The sequence below is a fragment of the Pseudomonas inefficax genome (genome assembly GCF_032164165.1).
GTDB lineage: Bacteria > Pseudomonadota > Gammaproteobacteria > Pseudomonadales > Pseudomonadaceae > Aquipseudomonas > Aquipseudomonas inefficax.
This window is the reverse complement of the sequence record NZ_CP134401.1, coordinates 97,046-122,730: the sequence shown is the minus strand read 5'-3', so window position 1 is coordinate 122,730 and position 25,685 is coordinate 97,046. Positions and strand designations below refer to the sequence as shown.

20 protein-coding genes and 1 pseudogene are annotated in these 25,685 nt (G+C 65.3%); 8 read left to right on the top strand and 13 right to left on the bottom strand.

Annotation, left to right across the window (positions count from 1 at the left end; translation table 11 throughout):
* Positions 1 to 39 precede the first annotated feature (39 nt).
* Positions 40 to 1,014 carry a GlxA family transcriptional regulator gene (locus tag RIN61_RS00550; RefSeq protein WP_252378760.1) on the top strand — a complete coding sequence of 325 codons (975 nt, stop codon included), beginning with the start codon at positions 40 to 42 and terminating at the stop codon, positions 1,012 to 1,014.
* A 150-nt stretch (positions 1,015 to 1,164) separates the two neighbouring features.
* On the opposite strand, the gene RIN61_RS00545 is transcribed toward RIN61_RS00550, so the two are convergent.
* From RIN61_RS00545 to RIN61_RS00520, 6 genes are all read right to left on the bottom strand, one after another.
* Positions 1,165 to 2,016, bottom strand: coding sequence for a CAP domain-containing protein (locus RIN61_RS00545; RefSeq protein WP_025338862.1), 852 nt, complete (start codon positions 2,014 to 2,016; stop codon positions 1,165 to 1,167).
* Positions 2,017 to 2,236: 220 nt separating this feature from the next.
* Positions 2,237 to 2,848, bottom strand: coding sequence for a cell wall hydrolase (locus RIN61_RS00540; protein WP_133971978.1), 612 nt, complete (start codon positions 2,846 to 2,848; stop codon positions 2,237 to 2,239).
* Positions 2,849 to 2,884: 36 nt separating this feature from the next.
* Complete coding sequence (locus tag RIN61_RS00535) at positions 2,885 to 3,802, bottom strand: AEC family transporter (RefSeq protein ID WP_112252560.1); 918 nt, start codon at positions 3,800 to 3,802, stop codon at positions 2,885 to 2,887.
* Positions 3,803 to 4,053: 251 nt separating this feature from the next.
* On the bottom strand, positions 4,054 to 4,917 hold the full coding sequence (locus tag RIN61_RS00530) for a LysR family transcriptional regulator (RefSeq protein ID WP_133971982.1): 864 nt from the start codon (positions 4,915 to 4,917) through the stop codon (positions 4,054 to 4,056).
* 133 nt (positions 4,918 to 5,050) lie between these two features.
* On the bottom strand, positions 5,051 to 5,899 hold the full coding sequence (locus RIN61_RS00525) for an ABC transporter permease (protein ID WP_313855247.1): 849 nt from the start codon (positions 5,897 to 5,899) through the stop codon (positions 5,051 to 5,053).
* Positions 5,896 to 6,912, bottom strand: coding sequence for an ABC transporter substrate-binding protein (locus tag RIN61_RS00520; RefSeq protein WP_313855246.1), 1,017 nt, complete (start codon positions 6,910 to 6,912; stop codon positions 5,896 to 5,898). The genes RIN61_RS00525 and RIN61_RS00520 overlap by 4 nt, the downstream gene beginning before the upstream one ends.
* 176 nt (positions 6,913 to 7,088) lie before the next feature.
* Between RIN61_RS00520 and RIN61_RS00515 the strand changes: the two genes are divergently transcribed.
* Positions 7,089 to 8,981 (top strand): S8 family peptidase, encoded by a 1,893-nt coding sequence (locus RIN61_RS00515; protein ID WP_313855245.1) that lies wholly within the window; start codon positions 7,089 to 7,091, stop codon positions 8,979 to 8,981.
* Between the two features lie 31 nt (positions 8,982 to 9,012).
* On the opposite strand, the gene RIN61_RS26670 is transcribed toward RIN61_RS00515, so the two are convergent.
* Together RIN61_RS26670 and RIN61_RS26665 are read right to left on the bottom strand one after the other, a co-directional pair.
* Positions 9,013 to 9,768, bottom strand: a complete 756-nt coding sequence (locus RIN61_RS26670; protein WP_370290277.1) for a methyl-accepting chemotaxis protein — start codon at positions 9,766 to 9,768, stop codon at positions 9,013 to 9,015.
* Positions 9,769 to 9,870: 102 nt separating this feature from the next.
* A pseudogene (locus RIN61_RS26665) lies at positions 9,871 to 10,836 on the bottom strand (PDC sensor domain-containing protein); the annotation flags it as partial.
* Between the two features lie 518 nt (positions 10,837 to 11,354).
* Between RIN61_RS26665 and RIN61_RS00505 the strand changes: the two are divergent.
* Complete coding sequence (locus RIN61_RS00505) at positions 11,355 to 12,674, top strand: Na+/H+ antiporter family protein (RefSeq protein ID WP_207878897.1); 1,320 nt, start codon at positions 11,355 to 11,357, stop codon at positions 12,672 to 12,674.
* A 13-nt stretch (positions 12,675 to 12,687) separates the two neighbouring features.
* Here the strand turns inward: RIN61_RS00505 and RIN61_RS00500 are convergent, their stop codons facing one another.
* The 3 genes from RIN61_RS00500 to RIN61_RS00490 form a co-directional block, all read right to left on the bottom strand.
* Entirely contained in the window at positions 12,688 to 13,695 is a 1,008-nt protein-coding gene (locus tag RIN61_RS00500; RefSeq protein ID WP_313855241.1) for a FecR family protein, read from the bottom strand.
* Positions 13,696 to 13,973: 278 nt separating this feature from the next.
* Complete coding sequence (locus tag RIN61_RS00495; protein WP_313855240.1) at positions 13,974 to 15,743, bottom strand: acyl-CoA dehydrogenase C-terminal domain-containing protein; 1,770 nt, start codon at positions 15,741 to 15,743, stop codon at positions 13,974 to 13,976.
* 136 nt (positions 15,744 to 15,879) lie between these two features.
* The gene (locus RIN61_RS00490; RefSeq protein ID WP_112252552.1) at positions 15,880 to 17,502 is read right to left on the bottom strand and encodes an acyl-CoA synthetase; all 1,623 of its coding nucleotides are present in this window, start codon (positions 17,500 to 17,502) and stop codon (positions 15,880 to 15,882) included.
* 193 nt (positions 17,503 to 17,695) lie between these two features.
* Between RIN61_RS00490 and RIN61_RS00485 the strand changes: the two genes are divergently transcribed.
* The 5 genes from RIN61_RS00485 to RIN61_RS00465 all read left to right on the top strand — a co-directional run bounded on the left by RIN61_RS00485 (position 17,696) and on the right by RIN61_RS00465 (position 23,216).
* Positions 17,696 to 19,102 carry a sensor histidine kinase gene (locus tag RIN61_RS00485; RefSeq protein ID WP_313855239.1) on the top strand — a complete coding sequence of 469 codons (1,407 nt, stop codon included), beginning with the start codon at positions 17,696 to 17,698 and terminating at the stop codon, positions 19,100 to 19,102.
* A 12-nt stretch (positions 19,103 to 19,114) separates the two neighbouring features.
* On the top strand, positions 19,115 to 19,744 hold the full coding sequence (locus RIN61_RS00480; protein ID WP_313855237.1) for a response regulator transcription factor: 630 nt from the start codon (positions 19,115 to 19,117) through the stop codon (positions 19,742 to 19,744).
* A 242-nt stretch (positions 19,745 to 19,986) separates the two neighbouring features.
* Complete coding sequence (locus RIN61_RS00475) at positions 19,987 to 20,460, top strand: MarR family winged helix-turn-helix transcriptional regulator (RefSeq protein ID WP_112252549.1); 474 nt, start codon at positions 19,987 to 19,989, stop codon at positions 20,458 to 20,460.
* A 30-nt stretch (positions 20,461 to 20,490) separates the two neighbouring features.
* The gene (locus RIN61_RS00470; RefSeq protein WP_112252548.1) at positions 20,491 to 21,684 is read left to right on the top strand and encodes an HlyD/EmrA/EmrK family protein; all 1,194 of its coding nucleotides are present in this window, start codon (positions 20,491 to 20,493) and stop codon (positions 21,682 to 21,684) included.
* Positions 21,681 to 23,216 (top strand): DHA2 family efflux MFS transporter permease subunit, encoded by a 1,536-nt coding sequence (locus RIN61_RS00465; RefSeq protein ID WP_112252547.1) that lies wholly within the window; start codon positions 21,681 to 21,683, stop codon positions 23,214 to 23,216. The genes RIN61_RS00470 and RIN61_RS00465 overlap by 4 nt, the downstream gene beginning before the upstream one ends.
* 47 nt (positions 23,217 to 23,263) lie before the next feature.
* Here the strand turns inward: RIN61_RS00465 and RIN61_RS00460 are convergent, their stop codons facing one another.
* Entirely contained in the window at positions 23,264 to 24,214 is a 951-nt protein-coding gene (locus RIN61_RS00460; RefSeq protein WP_313855236.1) for an RnfABCDGE type electron transport complex subunit D, read from the bottom strand.
* Positions 24,211 to 25,611, bottom strand: a complete 1,401-nt coding sequence (gene rsxC, locus RIN61_RS00455) for an electron transport complex subunit RsxC (RefSeq protein WP_112252545.1) — start codon at positions 25,609 to 25,611, stop codon at positions 24,211 to 24,213. The genes RIN61_RS00460 and rsxC overlap by 4 nt, the downstream gene beginning before the upstream one ends.
* Positions 25,612 to 25,685 lie beyond the last annotated feature (74 nt).

Below are 25,685 nucleotides of genomic sequence, written 5' to 3'. Positions count from 1 at the left end.
GATCCGGACATTGAATGGTCGTTTCTGGACGCGATGCCAATGCTCCCCGATATCCGCTTGCTGATCTTGCCATTACCGGATTTTGCCCTGCTGCCGTTCGGGGCCTTTCTCGACAAGTTGCGTTTCAGTGCCGACGACGAGGACTACAGCCAGCAGCGCTACTGCAGCTGGACCGTGGCGGGGCTGACCCTGGACCCGGTGCCGTCGAGCAGTGGCGCGGTGGTGCAGGTCGAGGCCGTCGCAGGCCAGCTCGAGCTGGCCGGTTTCGACTACCTTGTGGTGTTCGGCGGGCGCAACGCCATGGCCACTGCCGCGCTGGCGCCTCGCTACCGGGCCTTGCTAAGGCAGGCCGGCAAGGCTGGCGTCAAGCTGGTGGGGGTCGATAACGGCGCTTTCCTGTTGGCCGCCTGCGGGTTGTTGCAGGGGCACAAGGTAGTGGTGCACTGGCGCCACGAAGCCGAATTCCGTGCGGCCTTCCCGCATTTGCAGGTGCTGACCGAGCAGCTGTATTGCATCGACGGTAGCCGCATCACCTGCGCCGGCGGCACCGCCGCCATCGACCTGGCCGTCGCGCTGTTGTCACGTGCCTGCGGGCGGGCCCGGGCGCTCAAGGGCCTGGCCGACATGCTGGTGGATGAAACCCGCGATAGCCGCCATGCCTTGCGCTCGCTGGAACTGGGGGCCGGGCAGGGCAGGCAGGTGCAGCGTGCGCAAGCGTTGATGCGCCATCACCTGGGTACGCCGTTGACCGCGGAGCAGTTGGCGGCGGAGCTGGGCATCAGCCGGCGCCAGCTGGACCGGCAGTTTCACGCCAGCCATGGCATGAGCGCCAAGGCCTGGTGGCTGGAGATGCGCCTGCAACAGGCGCGCTGGCGCTTGCTCAATTCCAGCCACAGCCTGGCGCAGATTGCCGATGAAGTGGGCCTGGGCGATGCCAGTTACCTGGGCAAGTGCGTGCGGCGACGGTTTGGTTGCACGGCCCTGGAACTGCGCGCAGGCACCAACCCGCTTTGAAGCCGCGCACGGTTCCCTGTGGGAGCGGCTTCAGCCGCGAAGAATCCACCGCGGTGCATGGCACCGGCTGCGCCGGTGTTCGCGGCTAAAGCCGCTCCCACAGGGTTCCTCCTGATTCAGTGAGTCATGTGCAGCCCTGTGAGAGCGGGCTTACTGCGGCGTCCCGAACAACCCCGTCCAGTAAATCCCTGCGTCACTCTTCGGGTCCACTGCATACGCAGCGCCCAGCTCACGAAAGTCCGGGTTCATCAGCGTCGCGCAATGCCCCGGGCTATCCAGCCAGCCATCGACCACCTTGCGCGCGGTGTCACGCCCGGCGGCGATGTTTTCGCCAATCTGCTGATACAGGTAGCCGGCCAGTTCTGCCCGGTCACCGGGGGTGCGGCCGTCCTTGTCGATGTGGTCGAAGAAGTTCTGGTTGGCCATGGCCCGGGTGTGGTTGGCGGCAACCCCGGCCAGCACCGTGCTCCAGCTCAGCGCGGGGGCGGCGGCGAAGGGCTGGCCACCGCATTGGCGCGGTACCTTGCGCGCGGCATTGATTTCCTGCAGCACCTTCTGCCCCTCGGCCTGCCAGTCGCCCAGGCGACCACTGAGCAGCGGCCGGGCCAGCACGATGCGCCAGTCGCGGCCTTCCTGGCTGACGCCGATATCGACGAACTGCGGGTCGAGCACCACCTGGCAGAAACTCTCCTCGATGGCATGCATGGCCGCGCGCGCATCACGTGGCCCCGACAGGCTGATGGCCTGCACGTTGACCATCGGGTAGGCGGCGCGGGTCATGGCCTGCTGCAGGTCGCGGGTACCCTCCGGCGACAGTGCCAGGCGGGTATCGCTGTTGAGCGGTGGCAGCTCCAACGACGCTTCACCACCGCAGGGCTGGGCCTTGCTGCGGTAGACATTGATCGAATCGATCAGTTGCGCCTCTTCGCCGGTGGCAGCCAGTGCCCCGGCCGAGACGACCAGACCCAACGACAAGGCGGCAACGGATGACAGGACGCGCATGTGGATCTCCCTATGACTGGCAGCGTCGTGGTTTGCGCTGCTCATCCTACACAAGCCCGGGGCTTTTGGCCCGGGATCGTGCAAAGCAATGAAAACGCCGGCATTCGTTGCTGGCGGCAAAAGAGGGAGTAGACCACTGATCATCGGAAAAGTGCGAACAGTTGGTAATCATTCTTATCGAACCAACGCTGTCAGCCCGTTTGCCGGCGCCCGGCGGGTATCAGCGCGCCACCGCCTGGTTCGGTTTGTAGAATAGAAAATGCCTGGTCTGCGCCGTCCGGCGATAGGCTTTGGCCCAGTCCGGGCGCACATTGCGGTCGTGGAAGTACAAGGCACCGCCGGTGCGGTCTTTCAACTGCTGGTTGAGCGCCTTGCGCGCGATTTCCTTGGCAATGCCGTAGCGTTGCGCTTCTTCGACCTGGTCCGGGCGCCCGTCGCACCACCAGGAGAACTGGCAGGCCTTGCTTTCCACACCCTGCTTGACCACGCCGCAGATTGTATCCGGGAAGCCATCGTGGCCCAGGCGGTTGAGCACGACGTTGGCCACGGCGGCCATGTCTTCGGCGTCGGCACCTTTGGCCTCCCAGTAGATGGTGCGGGCCAGGCAGGTGATGCTGTCATCCAGCGGCGCCTGGCCGGCCGGGTCCACTGCCTGCGCTTCGCCCGGTGTGAGAGTCTCGGCCTTTTTCGGGGGTGGTGTGTCATTCACCACTTTTTCCTCGAGCACCTCGGCCTTGTCCTCGGCGACGGCAGCCTTGGCCGGGTCGGCGGCGTGCAAGGGGCCTGCGAGCAGGGCCGAGGCCAGGCCGATCACCATCCACGAAAAGCGCATGATGCAAGCTCCCCGAACTGTGGGCTGGTTCACAGTCTAGCCAAGCGCGAGCATCAGTACCAAAGGCAGGGTGGCGGCGGCGACCACGGTCTGCAGGGCGATGATGGTCGCCATCAGCGGTGCGTTACCGCCCATTTGCCGGGCCATCACATAGGAAGACGACGCGGTCGGCAGCGCCTGGAACAGCACCGCAACCACTGCTGCCTGGCCACCCAGGCCAAGCAGGCGGCACAAGCCCCATGTGGTCAGCGGCATGACCAGGAACTTGAATGCCGACGCTGCCATCAGCGGGCGCACCTGCTGGCCCAGGCGGGCGCCACCCAGGGCTGCGCCGACGCACAGCAGGCCCAGCGGCAGGGCGGCCTGGCCCAGGGCCTTGACCGTGGGTTCGATACCCGCTGGCAAGCCCAGCCCGCTGGCGCGCAGCAGCAACCCGCCGGCGCAACCGACGATCAAGGGGTTGGCGAAGATGGCCCGCAGCACCGTCGCTGGTGAGCTATGGCGGGCACTGAAGCGGGCGAACACCAGCACGCAAAGCAGGTTGACCAGGGGCACGATTGCAGCGTTGGCCACCGCCGCCAGGGCGATGCCGGCGCTGCCATAGATACCTGCTGCAAGGGTGGCGCCGATGTAGTTGTTGAAGCGGATGCCGCCCTGGAACACCGAAGTGAAGTCGGCACCGTCATGGTTCATTGCGCCCTGGTACAGCACCAGCAGCACGGCCCCGGCCAGGGTCGAGAGCATCAGCACGCCGACCATGCCCAGCACCGGCACGCCATCGAGGTTGGCGGTGGCCAGGCCATGGAGGAACAGTGACGGCAGCAGTACGTAATAGCTAAGGCGCTCTGCGCCGGGCCAGAAGTTGTCGGCGAGGAAGCCGCGCAGGCGCAGGAAAGTGCCCAGGGCAATCAGCAGGATGATCGGCAGCAGGGTAGTCAGCAGCAAGTGGAGCATGGGCGACGTTCCGTGGTCGGGTACGGGGCACAGCCTACTGGTACGGATCGATCTGTAAAAACGTTGTTTTCTGCACTGACTGTTGAGGAAAAATGCATGGTTGAAGTCGACACTGGCTCTTGTAGGAGCGGCCTTGTGTCGCGAAAGGGGTGCGAAGCGCCCCCAGGATATCGGCATCGCCACAAAATTGCCGGGGCCGCTTTGCGGCCCTTTCGCGACACAAGGCCGCTCCTACAAGGCCCTGCGAACCTTCACGCCTCCAGCGCAGTCTTCAGCACCGCACTCAAATGCCGCCGCTGGCTCTTCTCATGCTCCAGCAACACCACCCGCCGGGTCAGCTGCGGTTCGCCAAATGGCAGGCAGGTGGCCGGAGGCAAGCGTTGCAGGTCGTCATCGGCCATGGGGATGATTGCCACGCCCAGGCCCATCACCGCCATGCGCGCCAGCGCTTCCTGGCTGTCCAGTTCCATCTGTTCGCTCACCTGCAAATGCTGGCGGCGCAGCTCCTGCTCGATCTGTCGGCCGGCCCAGGCACGCTTGTCGAAGCGCAGGAACGGCTGGCTGGCCAGCAACTGGGGCACGCTTTGCCCGGCGAGGTCGGGGCTGGCGATTGCCCAGAAGCGGTCTTCGAACAACGGCGTGAAGTCCAGGCTTTGTGGGTAGGGGCTGACCGGTTCGGTGGTGATCGCCGCATCGAGCTCGCCGTCTTCCACCCGCCGTGCCAGTTCCGCCGACATGCCGGAGGCCACGCTGACATGCAACTGCGGATGGTGCGCCTTGATCCACACCAGCGCCTTGGGCAGGCGCCGCGCCAGCACCGTGTGGATCGCCCCCAGGCGCAGGCGGCCGCGCAGGCTCGGGCCGCTGGCCAGGGCGTCGGCCAGTTCGTCATAGGCAGCCAGGATGGTTTCGGCCCGGGCCACCGCCAACTGGCCGGCTTCGGTCAGCGACACTTGCCTGCGGCTGCGGTCGAACAAGGTCACCTGCAGTTCGTCTTCGAGGGTCTTGATGTGCAGGCTGACCGCCGAAGGGGTGAGGCTGAGCAGATCGGCGGCACGGGCGAAGGTGCCGTGACGGGCGATGGTCACCAGGGTGCGCAGGGCTTTGAGGGACATGCGGGTGGGTCCGGTTTCAGGCTGACAGGGTTGCATTGTCAGGCCCGGCCCTTTCGCAGCACAAGGCTGCTCCTACAGGTATTGCGCATGCTTGAACCATGGCGCTAACCCTGTAGGCGCAGCCTTGTGCTGCTCAGCGCTGGTTACGCCCATAGGCCTGGCTGATTCGGTCGATCACCATGGCCAGGGCGACGATCGCCAGCCCGGCCTCGACGCCTTGGCCGACATTCAAGGTCTGGATCCCCGACAGCACATCCTCGCCCAGCCCGCGGGCGCCAATCATCGAAGCCACCACCACCATCGACAGGGCCATCATCACCGACTGGTTGAGCCCGGCCATGATGCTGGGCAGCGCCAGCGGCAGGGCGATGCGCCGCAATCGCTGCCAGCGGCTGGCCCCAAGGCCATGGGCGGCCTGCAACAACGAAGGGTCGATCTGGCTCAGCCCCAGTTCGGTCAGCCGCACCAGCGGTGGCAGGGCATAGATCAGCGTGGCGAACACGGCGGGCACCTTGCCCAGGCCGAACAGCATCAGCACCGGGATCAGGTAAACGAAGGCCGGCAATGTCTGCATCACATCCAGTACCGGCAACAGCACCCGCTTCGCCAGCGGCCGGGCAGCCAGCAGGATGCCCAGCGGCACACCCACCAACACGCAGAGGCCTGTACTGACCAGCACCAACGCCATGGTCTGCAGCAGTTTGTCCCACAACCCGAGCATACCGATCAGGGCCAGCAGCGCCACCAGTACCGCGCTGCGCAGCAAGCTGCGGCTGGCATGCCAGGCGAGCAGGCCGATCAGCAACAGCAGCAGCCACCACGGCAGCAGGCGCAGCAGGGTTTCCAGGCCGACCAGCAGTTGCAGCAACTGGTCCGAGACGCTGCGCAGGTGATCGCCGTAATGCAGCACCAGCCAGTCGACCAGGCGGTTGACGCTGTCGGCAAAGGAGAATTGCAGGGTTTCAGGGAAGCCGCCGCTCACAGGCTGCCCTCGACCTTGCTGGCAATGTCCGCAGGCAACCAGGCTTTCCACACTTCGCGATTATCGCGCAGGAAGGTGAGGGCAGCGTCACGGGGCGGCGTGCGCTTTTCGCTCATCTCGGCCAGTGCGCTGTTCAGTTGGTCGATGGGCAGGTCGACCCGCTCGAACACGCTCACCAGCTCCGGGTAGCCCTCGCGAAAGGCCCTGGACACGCCAATCGACAATTTGGCCGGCAGCGAGCTGCTGCCCTTGGGCTCGGGGTTGCCGGCATCGGTGAGGGTGGCCCAGGCCTGGGCATCGAACGGCGGCTCTTGCAGGCGTATGAGTTTGTAACGCCCCATCAAAGGGGTAGGGTTCCAGTAGTAGAACAGCACCGGTTGGCCACGGCGGATGGCCGAGTCGATTTCGGCATCCATTGCAGCGCCGGAGCCGCTGCGGAAGTTGGTATAGAGCTCATTCAGCCCGTAGGCCTTGAGTTTCTGGCTGTTGACGGTCTCGGATGTCCAGCCGCTGGGGCTGTTGAGAAAGCGCCCTTTGCCGGGCGACTCGGGGTCGCGGAACACCTGCGGGTAGCGCTTGAGGTCCTCGACGCTGCGCAATTCCGGCGCCACGGGTTTCAGCTTGCGTGCCGCATCGCCCTCGATCACGTAGGCCGGCACCCACCAGCCTTCTTCGGCATTCTTGACCGTATCGCCCAACGCGAACACCTGCCCGGCGGCTTCTGCCTTGACCCAGGCAGGGCTGCGCCCGGCCCATTCCTCGGCAATTACTTGCAGGTCGTTGCGCGCCAGCGCCACTTCCATGCTGACGGTGCTGCCGGGCAGGGTGTCGGTGGGGTAGCCATACCCGCGCTCCACGATCAGCCGCAGGATCTCGGTGGTGAGGGCGCCGCTTTCCCAGCCGATGGCGCCAAAGTGAATGGGCGTGGTCCGTTCCGCCGAAGCGGCGCTATCGGTGCTGGCCATGCCCACCGCCAGCAGCAGACCGGCCAGTAGCGTTGGAATTTTCTTCATCGGGGCCTTCGTCGATTGCCGTGGGGTAGGTGCGGGCAAGTGTAGACGACCCCTCCCAGGCGTTGCCGACAGCAGCATGGAACGGGCTCCTGCTGCGAGTGGGAGCAGCGGTTTGCAAAGGTGCGCAGTGCCGTTTGGCAAGCACATTCTGCGAGGCATTCCTGATGACGCTGGACTTGAATTTTATTTATTACCGCAACTTCCGATTCGATGGAAAGCTGCATGTTCGTTGCATTGGCACAGACCTGCACAAGGTCAACCGCATTCGCTACGAACTGGAGCGGGCCGGCCCGGATGGCCCGGTGTCGTTCCGAGGGGTTTCGGCCTATTCCCAGGCACACACCGGCAAAACGAGTGACCACGGCTGCCCAGCCACTTTGTTCGCCGAGGAGGAGGCGGGGATCTACACCATCCGGCCAAGGGTGGTGCTGCGAGATGAACATGCCCGGGCGATGAACCGGCCTGTCGGGCCGGCCGGTGTCATCGACATGCCGCCGCTGGTACTCGATATCGCGGTCGAGGAGATCAACCGCAGCGTGCTCGACAAGGTCCCGTTGCCTTCTGCCGCCAAGCGTCGCAAGCGGGCGGCAAGCCCCGCGGACGTGGCTGATCACGCTCAGCAAACGCTTCCCACGTTGGCGCCAGGTACCTCGTACCCGACACTGGTCATCGAGTTCGCTAGCGGTGGGTATGAGCACTTCCTTGACGACCTGGAGCCAGGCTCGGGCTCGACGCTGGTTCGCTATTGGCCGAACCTGAAGTCGGTGATCGCGCTCAGGCCGGTGCTGGACGAGCATGAAGTGGACGATGACAGGCTCCTGGCACTACGTCAGCACTATTACCTCGACCAGCCTGCCGGCATGCTCAATGACACCTATCTGGCATTGCTCAAGTCGTTGGCCGCGCTGGACTATGTCGTATCCATGCAGATGTCGCCGCCACCTTCGGAACCACACCCTGTCGCGTTCGTGCTGGCGGGGGTGCTGGCAACCTTGCTGACAGGTACTGCAGTGGTGGCAGGCAACAGGGCTTATGAAAATGCTCAGCCCACGCCCGACTTCGAATCACGCCAGAACTACCTCGACGAACCCGGCCCCCGGTGGAAGGGCCTGAATGTGCGCAAGGCCTGGGCCAACAAGGTGACGGGCAAGGGGGCGCGTATCCACTTCAGCGATGGTGGGTTGTACCCGCAGCATGAAGACCTGCGCGGCAACCCCGCCCTGCAAGTCATCTCGCTTGAGCCCAACCATGACCCCAGCCATGGCACGGCTTCGGCAGGGGTGATTCTGGCCGCGCGCAACGGCATGGGGGTTACCGGAATCAGCCATGACAGCGAGCTGTACCTGTACAACAACCGCGCGCAAGACGCCCAGGGCAATTTCCAGGCGCTCAAGGATCTGCTGCGCAATGTGGAGCCTGGGGATATTGTCGGCATCAATCGCCAGACTGCAAATATCGATGTGTTGAGCACGATGCTGCCGTCCTTGCACGACAAGGCCTGGTGGACCGTCATGCTTCAGCTGAGTCAGCGCGGTGCGGTGGTGGTCAATGCCGCAGCCAATGGCAGCAGCAAGACCCTTGCGGAACGAGGTACCCAGGCGGGGCAAGGCGTAGACCTGGCCAATTGGCGTTACTTCGATGACCATGGCGATTCAGGTACCATTCTGGTGGGCGCCAGCCACTCGTATGACGGCAAGCCCCACGCCTACTCCAACCACCATTACCCTTACCGCATGCTCAATGCCTGGGGTGACAGCGTAGTCACGCTTTCCTATGGCAGCTTGCAGGACCTGTCCGGCGATGATCGGGACTACACAGACAACTACGGCGGCACGTCCAGTGCGACGCCGATGGTGTGCGGCACACTGAGCCTGATCCAGTCCTATGCCATGGAGCACCACCACATCTACCTCAATGGCAACCAGATGCACCAGTTGGTCATGGCGTCCGGGTATCACGATGCCACGTTGCCCGGCACCGACGTGTTGCCGATGGGCGCCAGGCCCAATGTGCATGGCGCGTTGGTGCTGCTGGACCGCATTCTCGGCGGGGGCAGGTTCGAGGCCTGAGCCAGGGCCGGCAGGGCCGGCCCTGATCCAGTCACACGCGGAACTGGTCCATCAGCGCCTGCTGCTGGTTGGCCAGACTGTTCAGTGACTGGCTGACCCGTGCCGACTCGTTGGCCTGCCCGGACAGCGACTCGGTGACGTCGCGGATGGTCGCCACGTTGCTGTTGATTTCCTCGGCCACCGCGCTCTGCTCCTCGGCGGCCGAGGCGATCTGCAGGTTCATGTCGGTGATCACCGTCACGGCCTGGCCGATGCGCTGCAGCGCGGTGACGGCCTGGCCAACCTGCTGCACGCCGCCCTGGGCCTGGCGGTGGCTGTTGTCCATGGCCCCGACCACTTCGCGAGTACCGTTCTGCAAAGCCTCGATCACCTGGCGGGTTTCTTCCACCGATTCCTGGGTACGCTGGGCCAGGTTGCGCACCTCGTCCGCGACCACGGCAAAGCCCCGGCCGGCTTCACCGGCGCGGGCCGCCTCGATGGCGGCGTTGAGCGCCAGCAGGTTGGTCTGTTCGGCGATCGAACGGATCACCTCCAGTACCGAACCGATCTTCTCGCTGTTCTGCGCCAGGCCCTCGACTTCGGCCATGGCGTTGCTCATGTCGGCGGCCAGGGCATCGATGCTGTGGGTGGTGCGGTCGATCACTGCCAGGCCTTCGCGGGTGGCCTGGTCGGCGTCGCGGGCGGCCTGCGCGGCCTGGGCGGCGCTGCGGGCGACGTCCTGGGCGGTGGCACTCATCTCGTGGGAGGCAGTGGCCACCTGGTCGACCTGGCGGTACTGCTGCTCCATGCCGGCGCTGGTCTGGGTGGCAATTGCCGAAGACTGGTCGGCGGTGCCACGGGCGGCTTGCACCGAGCGTTTGACCTCGGCGATGGTCGGCTGCAGCTTGTCGAGGAAGCGGTTGAACCAGCCGGCCAGTTCACCCAGTTCGTCCTGCTTCTGGTAAGTCAGGCGGCGGGTCAGGTCACCTTCGCCGCTGGCGATGTCCTTGAGCATGCTTGCCACGCCGAGGATCGGCCGGGTAACGCCGCGGGCCATCAGCCACACCATCAGCAGGCCGGCAATCGCCGCCGCCAGGCCCAGGCCAAGTTCCAGAAGGGTGCCGCTGGTGTTCAGCGCGTCCAGTTCCTGTTTAAGCGCTTCGGCCGGGCCGGTCAGGGCGTTTTCCGGCACATCCAGCAGCACGCCCCAAGGCTGGGCATCCGGAATCGGCCGGAATGCGGCCAGCACCTTCAGGCGCTGCTGGTCATGGACGATGGTCATCTTGCCGTCGGCCAGCTTGCGCACCAGTTCGGCGCCCTTGGCGGTGTCGACCTGGTCGAAGCGCTGGGCCAGCTTGCTGGCGTCGGCGCTGTAGCCGGCCAGCAGGCCGACCGGGCTGAGGATGCCGACCGTGGTGCGGCCTTCGTACAGGCCGCGGCTGGCCTCCTGGCTCAGTGCCTGCAGGCTGTTGAGGTTGATGTCGATGGACAGGGTGGCGATCACCTTGCCGTCTACCGCCAGCGGGAAGACGATGCTGGTCATCAGCACCTGCTGGCCATCGATGTCGTAGAAGTAGGGTTCCACCACGCACACTTTGCCGGACGTGCGTGGGCACACCCACCAGGTGTTGGCTGGCTGGCCGCTGGGGCCGATCTCGGTGTTGGCCATATCCTGTTCGGGCAGGGCCATGGCCGTCAGCTGGCCGACACGCGGTTGCGACCAGTACAGGGCGAAGCGCCCGGTTTCGTTGCTGCCCAGTTCCGCCTTGCCGGCGAACAGGCTGTCCTTGTTGTCCAGGGCGTTGGGCTCGAACACCAGCGACAGGCCGAGCAGCTCAGGGTTGGCCTGCAGGGCGGCGCGCACCTGGCGGGTCATGTCCTCGCGCAGGTCGAAGGCATCGAGAAAGCGCTTTTCCGCCTGCTCGCGCAGGAACAGCACCTGGCGGGCGAAACCGGCGCCGTACTGGTAGGCGTCCATGAACTGGCGGCGGATGTTCAGCGCCTGCACCTCGCCCTGCGACTCTATGCGCGACTGCGCCGACTCGGTCAGCATCTGCATGCTGCTGGCCTTGACCAGGTCCGAGCTGTGGTCCATGCGGTACAGCGACAGGCCGACGAGCAGGGTGACGATGCCGGCCAGGCAGAGACCGGCGAGCAGGGTGATCTTCCACTGGATGGAAAGTTGGCGCAAAGGCATGGGGGCGGATCCCTTGTAATAAGAGTGTGGCTGACGATTGTGTCGGCCATCGCGGGCTTTTCTTTATTCAAACGTTCAATTTAACCGCCGGGCCGCACCAGGCATTGGTAATGCGCCGCAACATGGCGTTTTTGACATCCGCCGCCCACTGCTGCACAGTGCGCGCTTTTTTTCTGTCGCAATGAGGTAAGCCAACCATGAATGCAGTGATCGCCGCGGTCGGCATCATGCTGATACTCAGCCTGTCCCGCGTGCACGTGGTCATCGCCCTGATCATCGGGGCCCTGGCCGGTGGGCTGGTGGGTGGCCTGGGTATCGAGGGTACGCTCAAGGCCTTCAACGGCGGCCTCGGCGGCGGGGCTACGGTAGCCCTGTCCTATGCACTGCTGGGCGCCTTTGCCGTGGCCATCGCCAAGTCCGGCCTGGCCCATGCCCTGGCCGACCGCGCCCTGGCCATGATCGACCGCCAGGGCCATGCCAATGGCGGCAAGGTCAAATGGCTGCTGGTGGGCCTGATGCTGGTGGTGGCGGTGTCGTCGCAGAACATCCTGCCTATCCACATTGCCTTCATCCCCTTGCTGGTGCCGCCGCTGCTGTACGTGCTGACCCGCCTGCGCATCGACCGCCGGCTGATCGCCTGTGTGATCACCTTCGGCCTGATCACCCCGTACATGTTCCTGCCGGTGGGCTTTGGCAACATCTTCCTCAACGAAATCCTGCTGGCCAACGTTGCCCGCGCGGGTGTCGACGTAAGTGGCGTGAATGTCACCCACGCCATGGCCATCCCAGCCGCCGGCATGCTGGCTGGCCTGTTGCTGGCAGTATTCATCAGCTACCGCAAGAAGCGTGACTACGACCTGGCACGCATCGAGCAGGTGGAGCAGGTGAGCGTGCAGTACAACCCGCTGACCCTGCTGGTGGCCGGGCTGGCGATTGCCTCGGCGTTCATCGTCCAGTTGTGGCTGGACTCGATGATCATCGGCGCCATGGTCGGCTTCCTGATCTTCTCGCTGTCGGGCATCGTGCGCTGGAAGGACACTGACGACCTGTTCACCGAAGGCATGAAGATGATGGCCATGATCGGCTTCATCATGATTGCCGCCTCAGGCTTCGCCGATGTGATGAAGGCCACCGGCGAAGTGCAGAGCCTGGTGGAAACCTCGGCACAGTGGATCGACCACAGCAAGGGCATTGGTGCCTTGCTGATGTTGCTGGTGGGCCTGCTGGTGACCATGGGCATCGGCTCGTCGTTCTCCACCGTGCCGATCCTGGCCGCGATCTTCGTGCCGCTGTGCGTGCAGCTGGGCTTCGACCCGCTGGCCACGGTGTGCATCGTCGGTACCGCCGGTGCCCTGGGTGATGCGGGCTCGCCTGCCTCGGACTCGACCCTGGGCCCAACCTCGGGGTTGAACGTGGATGGCCAGCACCACCATATCTGGGACACCGTGGTGCCTACCTTCATCCACTACAACCTGCCACTGCTGGCGTTCGGCTGGTTGGCGGCGATGACGCTGTAAGACGGGGAGGGCGTCAGCCCTTGTCGGGCGGCGGCGAGATGCGGTTGAGGACGGTGCTGCCGTCCTTGCTGCGGGTCAGGTAGACCGGCAGCACCTTGGGCAGGTTGTTGACCAGGCGCCCCACCTCGCGGGTGTTGTAGATGCCGCTGATGCGGATGCGGCCGGTGCTGGCGTCGGCCAGCAGCAGCGGTGCGTCGAGGTAGCGGTTGATCACCGGCAGGGCCTCTTCCAGGCTCAGGTTGTCGAGCACCAGCTTGCCGTCGCGCCAGGCCAGGCTGTTGCCGTAGTCGTCGCTCTGCTCCAGTTGCGGCTCGAAGTCGCCCTTGTGGTAGCTGGCCTGCATCCCCGGGCCCAGGCGGTAGCCGCTGGCACTGCCGTCGCTGGATACCAGTACCGAACCTTCCACCAGGGTGACCTTGACCTGGTCCTGGTACTTCCACACGTTGAACTGGGTGCCGGTGACGCGGGTCTGGCCACGACCGGCATGCACGATGAACGGGTGGCTGCTGTCGTGCTGTACCTTGAAGAACGCCTCGCCACGCTTGAGCAAGACCTGGCGCTGGTCCTTGTAGTTGAGGTAGGTGAGCTCGGTGTTGAGGTTGAGCTGCACCGTGCTGCCATCGCTCAGCTGCACGGTCTGCATGTGCTCGTCGGCTTCGAAGTGCTGGTAGTGATTGGGCAGCCAGCCTTGTTCCCAGCCCACCCAACCGGCCAGCGGCAGCACCGCCAGGGCGATCGCGGCGGCGGATGCCAGCGGCCGCCAGTTGCCCGGGCGCGCAGCCTTTTGCACGGGCGGGTTGAAGTCGATGACAGTGGCATTGCGCGGCAGCAGGTCGGCGGTTTGCCAGATTTCCAGCATTGCCTGATATTCCTCGGCGTGCCGCGGGTCGGCCGCCAGCCAGCGGGCGAACGCCTCGCGCTCGGCCACCGTGCAATCTTCGGCGTGCAGGCGCATGCACCAGTTCGCGGCGGCGTCGGTGATGGCATCGTCTGGGCTGGGATTGAGGCGGTCGTGGTTCATTGCGGCTCCGGGTTTTGCGCATTCTACCCTTGCTGGAGGGCTCCCGAGAACCGAGGTAATGGCGAATGACTATCAGTTGTGCCGGTTTTCGTCGGATTGATGATGGTTTTCCGGCGTTTGAGAACCCTTCGCGCATGTAAGAAATTGCTGAGATCCTTGGGGCTGCCTTGCAGCCCATCGCCGGCAAGCCAGGCTCCCACAGGGACTGCACAAGGCCTTGGGCTTGCGCGATCCCTGTGGGAGCCCGGCTTGCCGGCGATGAGGCCGGAGCAGGAAGATCAGAATTGTTCGGCTGTCATCCCATAAAGGCTGCCACTTCCCGCCCGAATGCTCGCTTCCAGCCCCAACCCCCGCGGCAACACCCGCTGGAAGAAGAACTCCGCACACGCAAGCTTGGCCCCATGAAACGCAGCATCCTCGTCACGCCTGGCCAACGCCACCGCCGCCATCCGCGCCCACATGTAGGCATACGCCGTCAGCCCGAACAGCTGCAGGTATTCCACCGCCACCGCGCTGACCAGGTTGGCATCTTCGCCGGCCCGCGCCTGCAGCCAGGCGCTGGTGGCCTCCAGCCGCGCCAGGCTCGCTTGCAGGGCTTCACGGTGCAGCGGCGCATCCACGCTGAAGGCCCGCACCTCGGCGGCAAAGCTGGTCAGCGCCTGGCCACCGTCGGCCAGTACCTTGCGCCCGAGCAGGTCGAGGGCCTGGATGCCGTTGGTGCCTTCGTAGATCTGCGCGATGCGCACGTCGCGCACCCGCTGCTCCTGGCCCCATTCGCGAATGTAGCCATGGCCGCCATACACCTGCTGGCCAAGCACGCAGCTTTCCAGGCCGTTGTCGGTGAAGAACGCCTTGGCCACCGGCGTCAGCAGCGCCACCAGGCGCTGCGCATGCTCGCGCTCGGCGGCGTCTTCGGCGTAGCGTGCAAGGTCCAGTTGCTGGCCGACGTAGGCGGCAAACGCCCGGCCACCTTCGGTGAGGGTACGCATGGTCAGCAGCATGCGCCGCACATCGCCGTGGTGGATGATCGGGTCGGCAGCCTTGTCCTGTGCCTGTGGGCCGCTGGCGGCGCGGCTTTGCAGGCGTTCGTTGGCGTAGCGGGCGGCGCTCTGGTAGGACGCCTCGGCACAACCGATGCCCTGGATGCCGATGGACAGGCGCTCGTAGTTCATCATGGTGAACATCGCCGCCAGGCCCTTGTTCGGCTCGCCCACCAGGTAGCCGACGGCACCATCGAAGTTCATCACGCAGGTGGCCGAGGCCTTGATGCCCATCTTGTGTTCGATCGAGCCGCAATGGGCGGCATTGCGCGCTCCCAGGCGCCCATCTGCCTCGACCAGGTACTTGGGCACCAGAAACAGCGAGATGCCCTTGGCGCCCGCTGGCGCATCCGGCAGCTTGGCCAGCACCAGGTGGACGATGTTTTCGGTCAGGTCCTGTTCGCCGCCGGTGATGAAGATCTTGCTGCCGCTGATGCGATAGCTGCCGTCGGCCTGGGGCTCGGCGCGGCTGCGGATCAGCCCCAGGTCGGTGCCGGCATGGGGTTCGGTGAGGCACATGGTGCCGGCCCAGCGGCCTTCGTACAGGGGCGGCAGGTAGGTGGCCTTGAGCGTTTCGCTGGCATGGGCATCGATGGCCAGGCAGCTGCCGGCGCTCAATGCCGAATACAGGCTGAAGCTGCAGTCGGCGGCGTAGAGCATTTCTTCGAACAGCACACCTAGCATCTTCGGCATGCCCATGCCGCCATGTTCGGGGTTGCCGCCCAGGCCGACCCAACCGCCTTCGTGGTAGGTTTGCCAGGCCTCGCGGAAGCCGTCAGGGGTGGTGACTTCGCCTGCGGCAAAGCGCACGCCTTGCTCGTCGCCGTTGCGGCTGAGCGGGGCAATCAGCTGGCTGGTGACCTTGGCTGCTTCTTCGAGGATGGCATCGGCGGTATCGGCGTCGATGCGCTCGGCCAGGGCAGGCAGGCGGGCCCACAGGGCCGGGGCGTCGAACACGTCATGCAGGACGAAGCGCATGTCGCGCAGGGGGGCTGTGTAGGTGGTCATTGGGGGCTCTTGAAAAAGTGGGAAATCTGGGCGGGCCTCTTCGCGGGTGAACCCGCTCCCACAGGTACAGTGCAGGGTTCAGGTCTGGTGCGATCCCTGTGGGAGCGGGCATGCCCGCGAAGAGGCCGCTACGGGTTCAGAGGGCTTTGGCCCGGTCGCGCAGCACGTACTTCTGGATCTTGCCGGTAGAGGTCTTGGGCAATTCGCCGAACACCACGGTCTTCGGCACCTTGAACCCGGCCAGGTGCTCGCGGCACCAGCTGGTGAGGTCGGCTTCGCGGGTGTCTTCGCGGCCCGGCTTGAGGGCGACGAAGGCACACGGGGTTTCCCCCCATTTTTCATCCGGGCGCGCCACTACTGCGGCTTCCAGCACCGCCGGGTGCTTGTACAGGGCGTTCTCGACCTCGATGGTGGAGATGTTCTCGCCACCGGAAATGATGATGTCCTTGAGCCGGTCCTTGATCTCGACATAGCCGTCGGCATGCCACACGGCCAGGTCACCGGTGTGGAACCAGCCGCCACGGAAGGCTTCGACAGTGGCCTCGGGGTTCTTCAGGTAGCCCTTCATCACCGTGTTGCCACGCATGAAGATCTCGCCCAGGGTGTTGCCGTCGCGCGGCACCGGTTCGAGGGTTTGCGGGTCGGCAACCATCAGGCCGTCGAGTGTCGGGTAGCGCACACCCTGACGGGACTTGATCCGCGCGCGTTCTTCCAGCGACAGTTCATCCCATTCGTCATGCCAGGCGCACACGGTGACCGGGCCGTAGACTTCGGTCAGGCCGTAGGTGTGGGTAACCTGGATGCCCATCTCTTCCACGGCGCCGATGACCTTGGCAGGTGGCGCGGCGCCAGCGACCATGGCCTGCACCGGGTGCTCGATGGCCGCCTTGGCTGCCTCGGGCATGTTGACCAGGGCGTTGAGCACGATCGGCGCGCCGCACAGGTGGCTGACCCGGTGCTCGCGGATCAGGGTCAGGATCTTCTGCGGGTCGACCCGGCGCAGGAACACATGGGTGCCGGCCAGCGCGGTGATGGTCCACGGGTAGCACCAGCCGTTGCAGTGGAACATCGGCAAGGTCCACAGGTACACCGGGCGGTGGCCCATCGCCCAGACCATCTGGTTGCCCAGCGCGTTCAGGTAAGCGCCACGGTGGTGGTAGACCACACCCTTGGGGTTGCCGGTAGTGCCGGAAGTGTAGTTGAGCGAGATTGCCTGCCACTCGTCATCGGGCCATTCCCAGGCAAAGTCCGGGTCGCCTTCGGCGAGGAACGCTTCATAATCCAGTTCGCTGACCGCACGGCCTTCGCCGTACTCCGGGTCATCCACATCCACCACCAAGGGCGGGTGCTCGAGCAAGGCCAGGGCCGCTTCGATGACGGTATGGAACTCGCGGTCGGTGATCAGCACCTTGGCCTCGCCATGCTGCAGCATGAAGGCGATGGCCTCGGCGTCCAGGCGTACGTTCAGGGTATTGAGCACGGCACCGGTCATGGGCACGCCAAAATGGGCTTCGAGCATGGCCGGAATGTTGGGCAACATCACCGCCACGGTGTCGCCACGGCCGATACCCCGGCCCACCAGGGCGCTGGCCAGGCGCCGGCAGCGTTGGTAGGTCTGCTGCCAGTTGCGGCGGATGGCACCGTGGATCACCGCCGGGTAATTGCCGTATACGGCAGCGGTGCGTTCGATGAAACTGAGCGGGGTGAGAGCGACGTGGTTGACGGCAGCGGGCATCAGGCCCTGGGCATAGATCGACATGCGGTGATCCTGTAAGGGAGGCAGGCACAACCTGTGCGCTTGGCCCCCGGTGGCTGATTGTTAGCTCTGTTCAGGGTGCAGGGAGGCGGATGTTGGATCGCCCCCTTGTCGCAGTTTTACGCGAGTCGCTATGGTATTAGGAATATCGACTATAGCAATATAGTAAAACTACTATAACAACGAGCCGCCTACCGTGGACAACACAGCCTATCCCTTGCTCGCCAAGGACCCGCAACCCAGCCTGATGCTGGCCAGCGACGCCAGGCCACTGGCACTCAACCCGGCGCTGCAGGCCTGGGTCGATGAAGGCCCGGCACTGACCAGCTGGCTGCCGGGCAACTGCGCCGCCCTGGTGCGCGCATGCCTGCGCCAGCGCCGGGCGATCGCCGACGTCGAAGTGCAGGTCGGTGAACGCATCGTACTGTGGAGTTTCATCCCTGACGACCAGGGCCAGCAGGTGCTGGCGCGTTGCCGAGACGCCAGCGACGAGCGCCATGGCGCACGGGAGGCCAGCCGCGCCCGGCGGCTGTACCGGCTGATCATCGAAAACACCACCGACCTGATCTCCCGGCACAGCCCCGACGGCCGTTTCCTCGATGCCTCGCCGGCGGCATTCCGCCTGCTTGGCCTGTGGCCAGAGCAACTGCGCGGCATGGCCGTGCATACCCTGTTGCACCCGCGTGAGCGCCGCCAGGTACTGCGCCAGGCAGCCGCCGCCCTGGACCAGGACGGCTACCACACCATGACCTGCCGGGTGCGCCAGGCCACAGGCGGCTACCGCTGGTTCGAAATCGCCAGCCGGGCCATCCGCGAAACGTATACCGGCGCGGTGGTGGAGGTGGTCAGCGTGTCACGCGACATCACCCTGCGCATCGAGGCCCAGGAAAGCCTGGCGCACAGTGCCCGGTTGGCCACCCTGGGCGAGCTGGCATCGGGTATTGCCCACGAAATCAACCAGCCGTTGGCCGCAGTGGTCAACTACGCCAACGCCAGCCAGCGCTACCTGCAGGGCCTGGAGCGCGACCCGCAGGCCCGCGAGCGGGTGGGGCAGGGCTTGCAGCGCATCAGCGAACAGGCCACCCATGCCGCCGAGGTGATCCGCCGCCTGCGCGCATTCCTGCGCAAGGGGCCGCGCCGTCTGCAGGCGCTGGACATGGCCGAGGTGGCCGGCGAAGCCATGCGCCTGTGCGCATGGGAGGCCGCGCGTGACCAGGTGGTGGTCGAGTTGCGCATGAGCGCGCAACTGCCCTTGGTGTATGCCGACCGGGTACTGCTGGAGCAGGTACTGGTAAACCTGCTGCGCAACGCCATCGATGCCAACCGCGAGCAGCATGGCGAGCGGCCGTCACGTATCCTGCTCGGCGCCGCGCGCGATGGCGACGGCGTGCTGGTCGAGGTGGCCGACCAGGGCCCGGGCGTTGCGCCCGAGCGCCTGGATGAAATCTTCACGCCGTTCACCACCAGCAAGGCCGACGGCCTGGGGCTGGGCCTGAGCATGAGCCGCAGCCTGATCGAAGGCTTTGGCGGCAGCCTGTGGGCGCGAGCCGGTGACAATGGCGGTCTGGTACTGTGCTGCCGCCTGGCGGTCAGCAGGGGATAAGGGGAGAGGGCGGTGCAAGCGAAAGTGTATGTGGTCGATGACGACCAGGGCATGCGGGACTCGACGGTGTGGCTGCTGCAGTCGGTAGGTTTGCAGGCCTTGCCGTTCGCCAGCGGGCAGGCGTTTCTCGACGCCTGCGTCGACGATGGCCCGGCCTGCGTGCTGCTGGATGTGCGCATGCCAGGGTTGGGCGGGTTGGCGGTGCAGCAGGCGATGCGCGAGCGTGGCCTGGGTTTGCCGGTGATCTTCGTCAGCGGCCATGCCGATGTGCCGATCGTGGTGCGGGCTTTCAAGGCCGGCGCTTGCGACTTCATCGAAAAACCCTACAACGATCAGTTGCTGCTCGACAGCGTACAGGCCGCGCTGGAAAGCGTCGGGCGGGCACGCCGGGGCGACCAGGCGCTGGCCCGGGTGCAGGCGCGCATCGATGGCCTGACCCCGCGCGAGCGTGATGTGTTCGTGCCGTTGGCCCAGGGGTTGAGCAACCGCGAGATTGCCGAGCGGCTGGGCGTCAGCGTGAAGACGGTGGACTTGTACCGGGGGCGAGTGATGAAACGGTTGCAGGCCGATAGCCTGGCGGAGCTGGTGGGCATGGCCATTGCCTGCGGGGCGGTGGAGGCACTGGGCCTGCGCACACTGTAGCAGGGGCTGGCGCAAAGCCCTGTAGGAGCGGCCTTGTGTCGCGATGGGGCGCGAAGCGGCCCCGGCAATTTATGCTGTGGCACAGAACCTGGGGCCGCTTCGCGCCCCATCGCGACACAAGGCCGCTCCTACAGGGGCCGTGCAAGGGGGTATCATGAAATATTCCATAGCAACCTAATCAAAGCTTTGACATTCACTGCCTAGGCAGTAATATTTTCACACAATTACCCGAGCAGTTGCCGATGGCCCATTTTTCCCCCGAAAACTTCCAGACCTGTGCCATCGGCATGCTGCTTGGCCGCGCAGCGATCCTGAAGGACCGCATTCTCGACTGGCACCTCGAATCCGAAGGCGTCACCGCCGCGCAGTTCAAGGTGCTGATCATCGTCACCCAGTACCAGGTCGACACCCCGGCCGAGCTGTGCCGCTACCTGGGCCTGGACAGCGGGTCGATGACCCGCATGCTCGACCGCCTCGAGCAGAAGGAACTGATCGTGCGCAACCGTTGCGCCGACGACCGTCGCCAGGTGCGCTTGGCCCTTACCGCCGACGGCCAGCGCCTGGCTGACCGCCTGCCGGAAATCGGCGCGGCAGCCATGAACGAGTTGTGCGGCGCGCTGGCAGCCGAAGAGCTCCAGGCCCTGGAAGGCCTGTTGGCCAAGGTCCTGCTTGCTGCTGGCGACCCGTTGACGATACGCCGCTTCGGCGATCGTTGATCCCTGTCACGAATTATCCAAGGTATTGTCATGGCCACTCCCGCAGACACCCCGACTCCCTCCGCCGCGCCCGAACCGTCGCGCAAGCGCAAGGCCTGGCTGCTCGGCCTGCTGTTGCTGCTGATCGTTGCCGGCGCCGGCGCCTGGGCCTGGTACAGCCTGGTCGGGCGCTGGCACGAAAGCACCGACGACGCCTACGTCAACGGCAACGTGGTGGAGATCACGCCGCTGATCACCGGCACCGTCACCAGTATCGGTGCCGATGATGGCGACCTGGTCCACGCCGGCCAGGTATTGCTGCAATTCGACCCGGCCGACAGTCAGGTGGCCCTGCAGTCTGCCGAAGCCAGGCTGGCGCGCAGCGTGCGCCAGGTGCGCGGGTTGTACAGCAACGTCGACGCGCTCAAGGCCCAGCTGGAAACCCGCCAGGCAGAGCTGCGCAAGGCCCGGCAGGACTTCAACCGGCGCAAGGTGCTGGCCGACAGCGGCGCGATTGCAGCGGAGGAATTGTCCCACGCCCGCGATGACCTGAGCGTGGCCGAGGCCGCGGTCAACAGTGCACGCCAGCAGCTCAGCACCAGCAGCGCCCTGGTCGACGACACCGTGGTGTCCTCGCACCCCGAGGTGATGGCCGCCGCCGCCGACCTGCGCCAGGCCTACCTCGACCATGCCCGCACCACCCTGGTGGCACCGGTTACCGGCTACGTCGCCAAGCGTACCGTGCAGCTGGGCCAGCGCCTGCAACCGGGTACCGCGACCATGGCAGTGATCCCGCTGGACCAAGTGTGGATCGACGCCAACTTCAAGGAAACCCAGCTGCGCGACATGCGTATCGGCCAGCCGGTGCAGATCAGCGCCGACCTGTACGGCAGCGAGGTCAGGTACAGCGGCACGGTCGACAGCCTTGGCGCCGGCACCGGCAGCGCCTTCGCCCTGTTGCCGGCGCAGAATGCCACCGGTAACTGGATCAAGATCGTCCAGCGCGTGCCGGTGCGCATCCACCTCAGCCCCGACCAGCTCAAGGACCACCCGCTGCGTATCGGCCTGTCCACCGTGGTCGAGGTCGACCTGCACGACCAGAGCGGCCCGACCCTGGCCCAGCAGCCACCGCAGCAGGCCAGCTACACCACCCAGGTGTATGACCGCCAGTTGGTCGAAGCCGACAACCTGATCGCGCGGCTGATCCACGAAAACAGCGCAACCGGCAAGACGGCGCAGCGATGAGCAACAACGCCGCTGCCCAGTTCACGCCGCCGAGCCTGCTGCTGACCACCATCGGCCTGTCGCTGGCGACGTTCATGCAGGTGCTCGACACCACCATCGCCAACGTGGCCTTGCCGACCATTTCCGGCAACCTGGGGGTGAGTTACGAGCAGGGCACCTGGGTCATCACCTCGTTCGCGGTGAGCAATGCCATCGCGCTGCCGCTGACCGGCTGGCTCAGCCGACGGTTTGGCGAGGTGAAGCTGTTCATCTGGGCCACGCTGCTGTTTGTGCTGGCCTCGTTCCTGTGCGGTATCGCCCAGTCGATGCCGGAGCTGGTCGGTTTTCGCGTGTTGCAAGGCGTGGTAGCCGGGCCGTTGTACCCGATGACCCAGACCTTGCTGATCGCCGTCTACCCGCCGGCCAAGCGCGGCATGGCCCTGGCGCTGCTGGCGATGGTCACGGTAGTGGCGCCGATTGCCGGGCCGATTCTCGGGGGCTGGATCACCGACAGCTACAGCTGGCCGTGGATCTTCTTCATCAACGTGCCCATCGGCCTGTTCGCCGCCGCCGTGGTGCGCCAGCAGATGCGCACCCGGCCAGTGGTCACCAGTCGCCAGCCGATGGACTACATCGGCCTGCTGACGCTGATCATCGGCGTCGGCGCCTTGCAGGTGGTGCTGGACAAGGGTAATGACCTGGACTGGTTCGAGTCGTCGTTCATCATTGTCGGCAGCCTGATCTCGCTGGTGTTCCTGGCGGTGTTCGTGATCTGGGAACTGACCGACCGTCACCCGGTGGTCAACCTGCGCCTGTTCGCGCACCGCAACTTCCGCGTCGGCACCATCGTGCTGGTGGGGGGCTATGCCGGGTTCTTCGGCATCAACCTGATCCTGCCGCAGTGGCTGCAGACGCAGATGGGCTACACCGCTACCTGGGCCGGCCTGGCGGTGGCGCCGATCGGCCTGTTGCCGGTGCTCATGTCGCCGTTCGTGGGCAAGTACGCGCACCGCTTCGACCTGCGTGTGCTGGCCGGGCTGGCGTTCCTGGCGATCGGCAGCAGCTGCTACATGCGTGCCGGGTTCACCAGCGAGGTGGACTTCCAGCATGTGGCGCTGGTGCAGCTGTTCATGGGCATTGGCGTGGCGCTGTTCTTCATGCCGACCTTGAGCATCCTGCTGTCCGACCTGCCACCGCAGCAAATTGCCGATGGCTCGGGCCTGGCGACCTTCCTGCGTACCTTGGGCGGCAGTTTCGCGGCGTCGCTGACCACCTGGATCTGGATTCGCCGGGCGGACCAGCACCATGCCTACCTGAGCGAGCACATCAGCCAGTTCGACCCGGCCACGCGGCATACCCTGGAGCAGTTGGGCGGGGCCAGCCCGCAGAGCCATGCGCAGCTGGAGCAGATACTCAACGGGCAGGCGTACATGATGTCGACGGTGGACTACTTCACCCTGATGACCTGGGTGTTCGCCGGGCTGATCCTGCTGGTGTGGTTTGCCAAACCGCCCTTTACCGCCAAGGCGGGGCCGGCGTCGGCAGGGCATTGAGCCGGGCCAGAACAGGGCCCAGGCTCTGGCCCTTGGCAAATGCCATGTCAGGCACTGGCTGCTGCGTACCAGGGCCGCTGCATGCGCAGCACCAACCGGTCGATTTGTGGCACCAGCAGGTTGCCGGCCAGCACTGCGAAGCAGAGGCCATCGGCATACAGCCCGAATTCGCGAATCAGCTCGGTCAGCGTGCCGACGGTCACGCCGAAGAGGATGCGACCGGCGCGGGTATTGGGGCTGGTGACCGGATCGGTGGCGATGAAGAAGGCGGTGAAGAGGTAGCCGCCGAGGCTGAGGTTGTACACGGCTTCCTGCAGGCTGTGGCCGGCGGCCATGCACAGCAATACTGTGCTGGCGAGCATCGCCAGCGGAATCTCGATGCGGATCACCCGCAGCAAAGCCAGCAGCAAACCGCCGGCAATGTAGCCAAACCCCGACAGGTTGTGGGTGACGTGGATGAAATCGTTCTGCGCCAGTTGAGTGGCGCCGGCGAACGCATCGAGATCCAGGCGTGGCACCAACTGTAGCTGTTGGAGCAGAACCGCCTTGGCGTCCAGGGTTGCGGTCCAGGGGGCATGGTTCGATGGCGCGGGGTACAACTGCTGGTAGAAGCAGATGGCAACGATCCCCAGCCCTACCATGGCCGGGTTGAGACGGTTGCGGCCAAGGCCTCCACTGGCGTGCTTGCACAGTGCGATAGCGGCAAAGCTGGCCAGGGCGATTATCCACAACGGCACCATCAGCGGCAATGCCCGAGCCAGTATCAGGCCCAGCACCAGCCAGCTGAGGTCGCTCAAACCCTCGCGTACGTCCTGCCCGCGCAGGCGCAACAGGGCGGCTTCGAAGCCCAGGGCGAACAGCACGCACCAGAACACTTGCAACCAGACCACGACGCCAAATTGCCAGGCATACAGGGCGGTGCCCGGCAGCAGGCACAACACGACCAGCAGCATCACCGTGCGCAGTCGTTGCGGGATGGGGTGGCGTATCAGGCTCATGCGCGGACCTCCGTCTTGCTCTGGCGGAAGCGTTCGCGCAGCGGGATACTGCTTGGGCAGATGCTGCTGCAGCTGCCGCATTCGATGCAGGCATCCAGGCGCAGTTCCTGCAGGCTGGCCTTGTCCAGGCGCTCGGCGGCAGCATAGAGGTCCAGCGGCCTGAGCGACATCGGGCAGACATCCACGCAGCGCGTACAGCGAATGCAATTGCCGGCGGGGCGAGCAGCCGGCAGGTAGCGCTCGGCGCCGAATATCAGGCAACTGCTGGTCTTGCTGACGAAGGCGTTGGCGTCCGGTAGCGGCAGCCCCATCATCGGGCCGCCAACCTGGGTCAACTGCCCCGTGGCGGACGCGCCAGCAATCGCGCGCAGTTCGCTGACCGGGTAACCCACCGGCACCCGCACATTGCCCGGGCGTTCGCAGTCACCGGTCAGCGTCAGCACGCGGCTGGTCAGTGGTTCGCCCTGGAACACGGCCCGGCCCAGCGCGTAGAGCGTTGCGACATTCAGCGCCAGCACGCCGATATCGGCGGGCCGGCTCCCCGGGGCCAGGTTGCGGCCACTGAGGCTCTTGATCATCAGCGGCTGCCCACCTGCCGGGTAACGCTCCGGTAGCGGACATATCTCGACCCGGGTGCGCGCCTGGCGAGCGGCGGCACGTAACGTGGCCATTGCCTCCGGTTTGTTGGTTTCGATGCCGAAACGGGTTGTCGTTATTCCCAGCAGCGCGGCGACATGATCGGCGGCCTCGATCAACGCTTCGGCATTCTCGCGCATGAGGCGGTCATCGCAGGTAAGGAAGGGCTCGCATTCGGCACCGTTGATCAGCAGCAGATCGGGCTGCCGTGCGCCGGCCAGTTTTAGGGCCGTCGGGAAGCCCGCCCCACCAAGGCCGACTATGCCCATTTGCAATGCGCGTTCGACCAGCGCCTCTGGCGTTTGTGGCAGGCCCGGCACCGGGCGTTCGATCCACTCATCCAGGCCATCTGCGTTCAGGATGACGGCCATGACTGGCTCGGCCGAGTCGGCCGCGAAGACATGATCGATCCGTTCCACGACGCCAGAAGTACTGGCGTGCACCCAGGCGGTGGTGTTGTCGCCAATACCGATCACTTCGCCCTTGCGCACATGCTGACCCGGCTGCACGCAAGGCTGGACAAACCGCCGACCCCGCCCGAGCGGAATCGCCAGCTGGATTTTTCCGACCGCGACCGGGGCAATCGGCGTGGCGTTGGACAGTTCCTTGTATCCCCTGAGCTCGATCCCTCCGTGCCAACTACGCTGAGAAAAGGAGGCGATGGCCAGCAGGCGCTGCCAGAAAGGTTTGTGTTGCGGCAGGCGCTGGGCGCGAATGCGGCTCTGCAGGCGTTCGACGCTCTGCAACGAATGGCTAGACATGTACTGTCCTCCAATTTTTGGGCAAAGAACGCCCCTATGCGCTTATGCACATGATGGTTTTATTGCGTCCGGGA

Coding starts and splice junctions, on each gene's coding strand:
- RIN61_RS00505 (WP_207878897.1), top strand. CDS start 11,355: ATGAATGCAGTGATCGCCGCGGTCGGCATCATGCTGATACTCAGCCTG.
- RIN61_RS00540 (WP_133971978.1), bottom strand. CDS start 2,848: ATGCGCTTTTCGTGGATGGTGATCGGCCTGGCCTCGGCCCTGCTCGCA.
- RIN61_RS00530 (WP_133971982.1), bottom strand. CDS start 4,917: ATGTCCCTCAAAGCCCTGCGCACCCTGGTGACCATCGCCCGTCACGGC.
- RIN61_RS00550 (WP_252378760.1), top strand. CDS start 40: ATGCTCCCCGATATCCGCTTGCTGATCTTGCCATTACCGGATTTTGCC.
- RIN61_RS00460 (WP_313855236.1), bottom strand. CDS start 24,214: ATGAGCCTGATACGCCACCCCATCCCGCAACGACTGCGCACGGTGATG.
- RIN61_RS26670 (WP_370290277.1), bottom strand. CDS start 9,768: ATGGAGCAGCAGTACCGCCAGGTCGACCAGGTGGCCACTGCCTCCCAC.
- rsxC (WP_112252545.1), bottom strand. CDS start 25,611: ATGTCTAGCCATTCGTTGCAGAGCGTCGAACGCCTGCAGAGCCGCATT.
- RIN61_RS00500 (WP_313855241.1), bottom strand. CDS start 13,695: ATGAACCACGACCGCCTCAATCCCAGCCCAGACGATGCCATCACCGAC.
- RIN61_RS00495 (WP_313855240.1), bottom strand. CDS start 15,743: ATGACCACCTACACAGCCCCCCTGCGCGACATGCGCTTCGTCCTGCAT.
- RIN61_RS00520 (WP_313855246.1), bottom strand. CDS start 6,912: ATGAAGAAAATTCCAACGCTACTGGCCGGTCTGCTGCTGGCGGTGGGC.
- RIN61_RS00470 (WP_112252548.1), top strand. CDS start 20,491: ATGGCCACTCCCGCAGACACCCCGACTCCCTCCGCCGCGCCCGAACCG.
- RIN61_RS00535 (WP_112252560.1), bottom strand. CDS start 3,802: ATGCTCCACTTGCTGCTGACTACCCTGCTGCCGATCATCCTGCTGATT.
- RIN61_RS00465 (WP_112252547.1), top strand. CDS start 21,681: ATGAGCAACAACGCCGCTGCCCAGTTCACGCCGCCGAGCCTGCTGCTG.
- RIN61_RS00475 (WP_112252549.1), top strand. CDS start 19,987: ATGGCCCATTTTTCCCCCGAAAACTTCCAGACCTGTGCCATCGGCATG.
- RIN61_RS00490 (WP_112252552.1), bottom strand. CDS start 17,502: ATGTCGATCTATGCCCAGGGCCTGATGCCCGCTGCCGTCAACCACGTC.
- RIN61_RS00545 (WP_025338862.1), bottom strand. CDS start 2,016: ATGCGCGTCCTGTCATCCGTTGCCGCCTTGTCGTTGGGTCTGGTCGTC.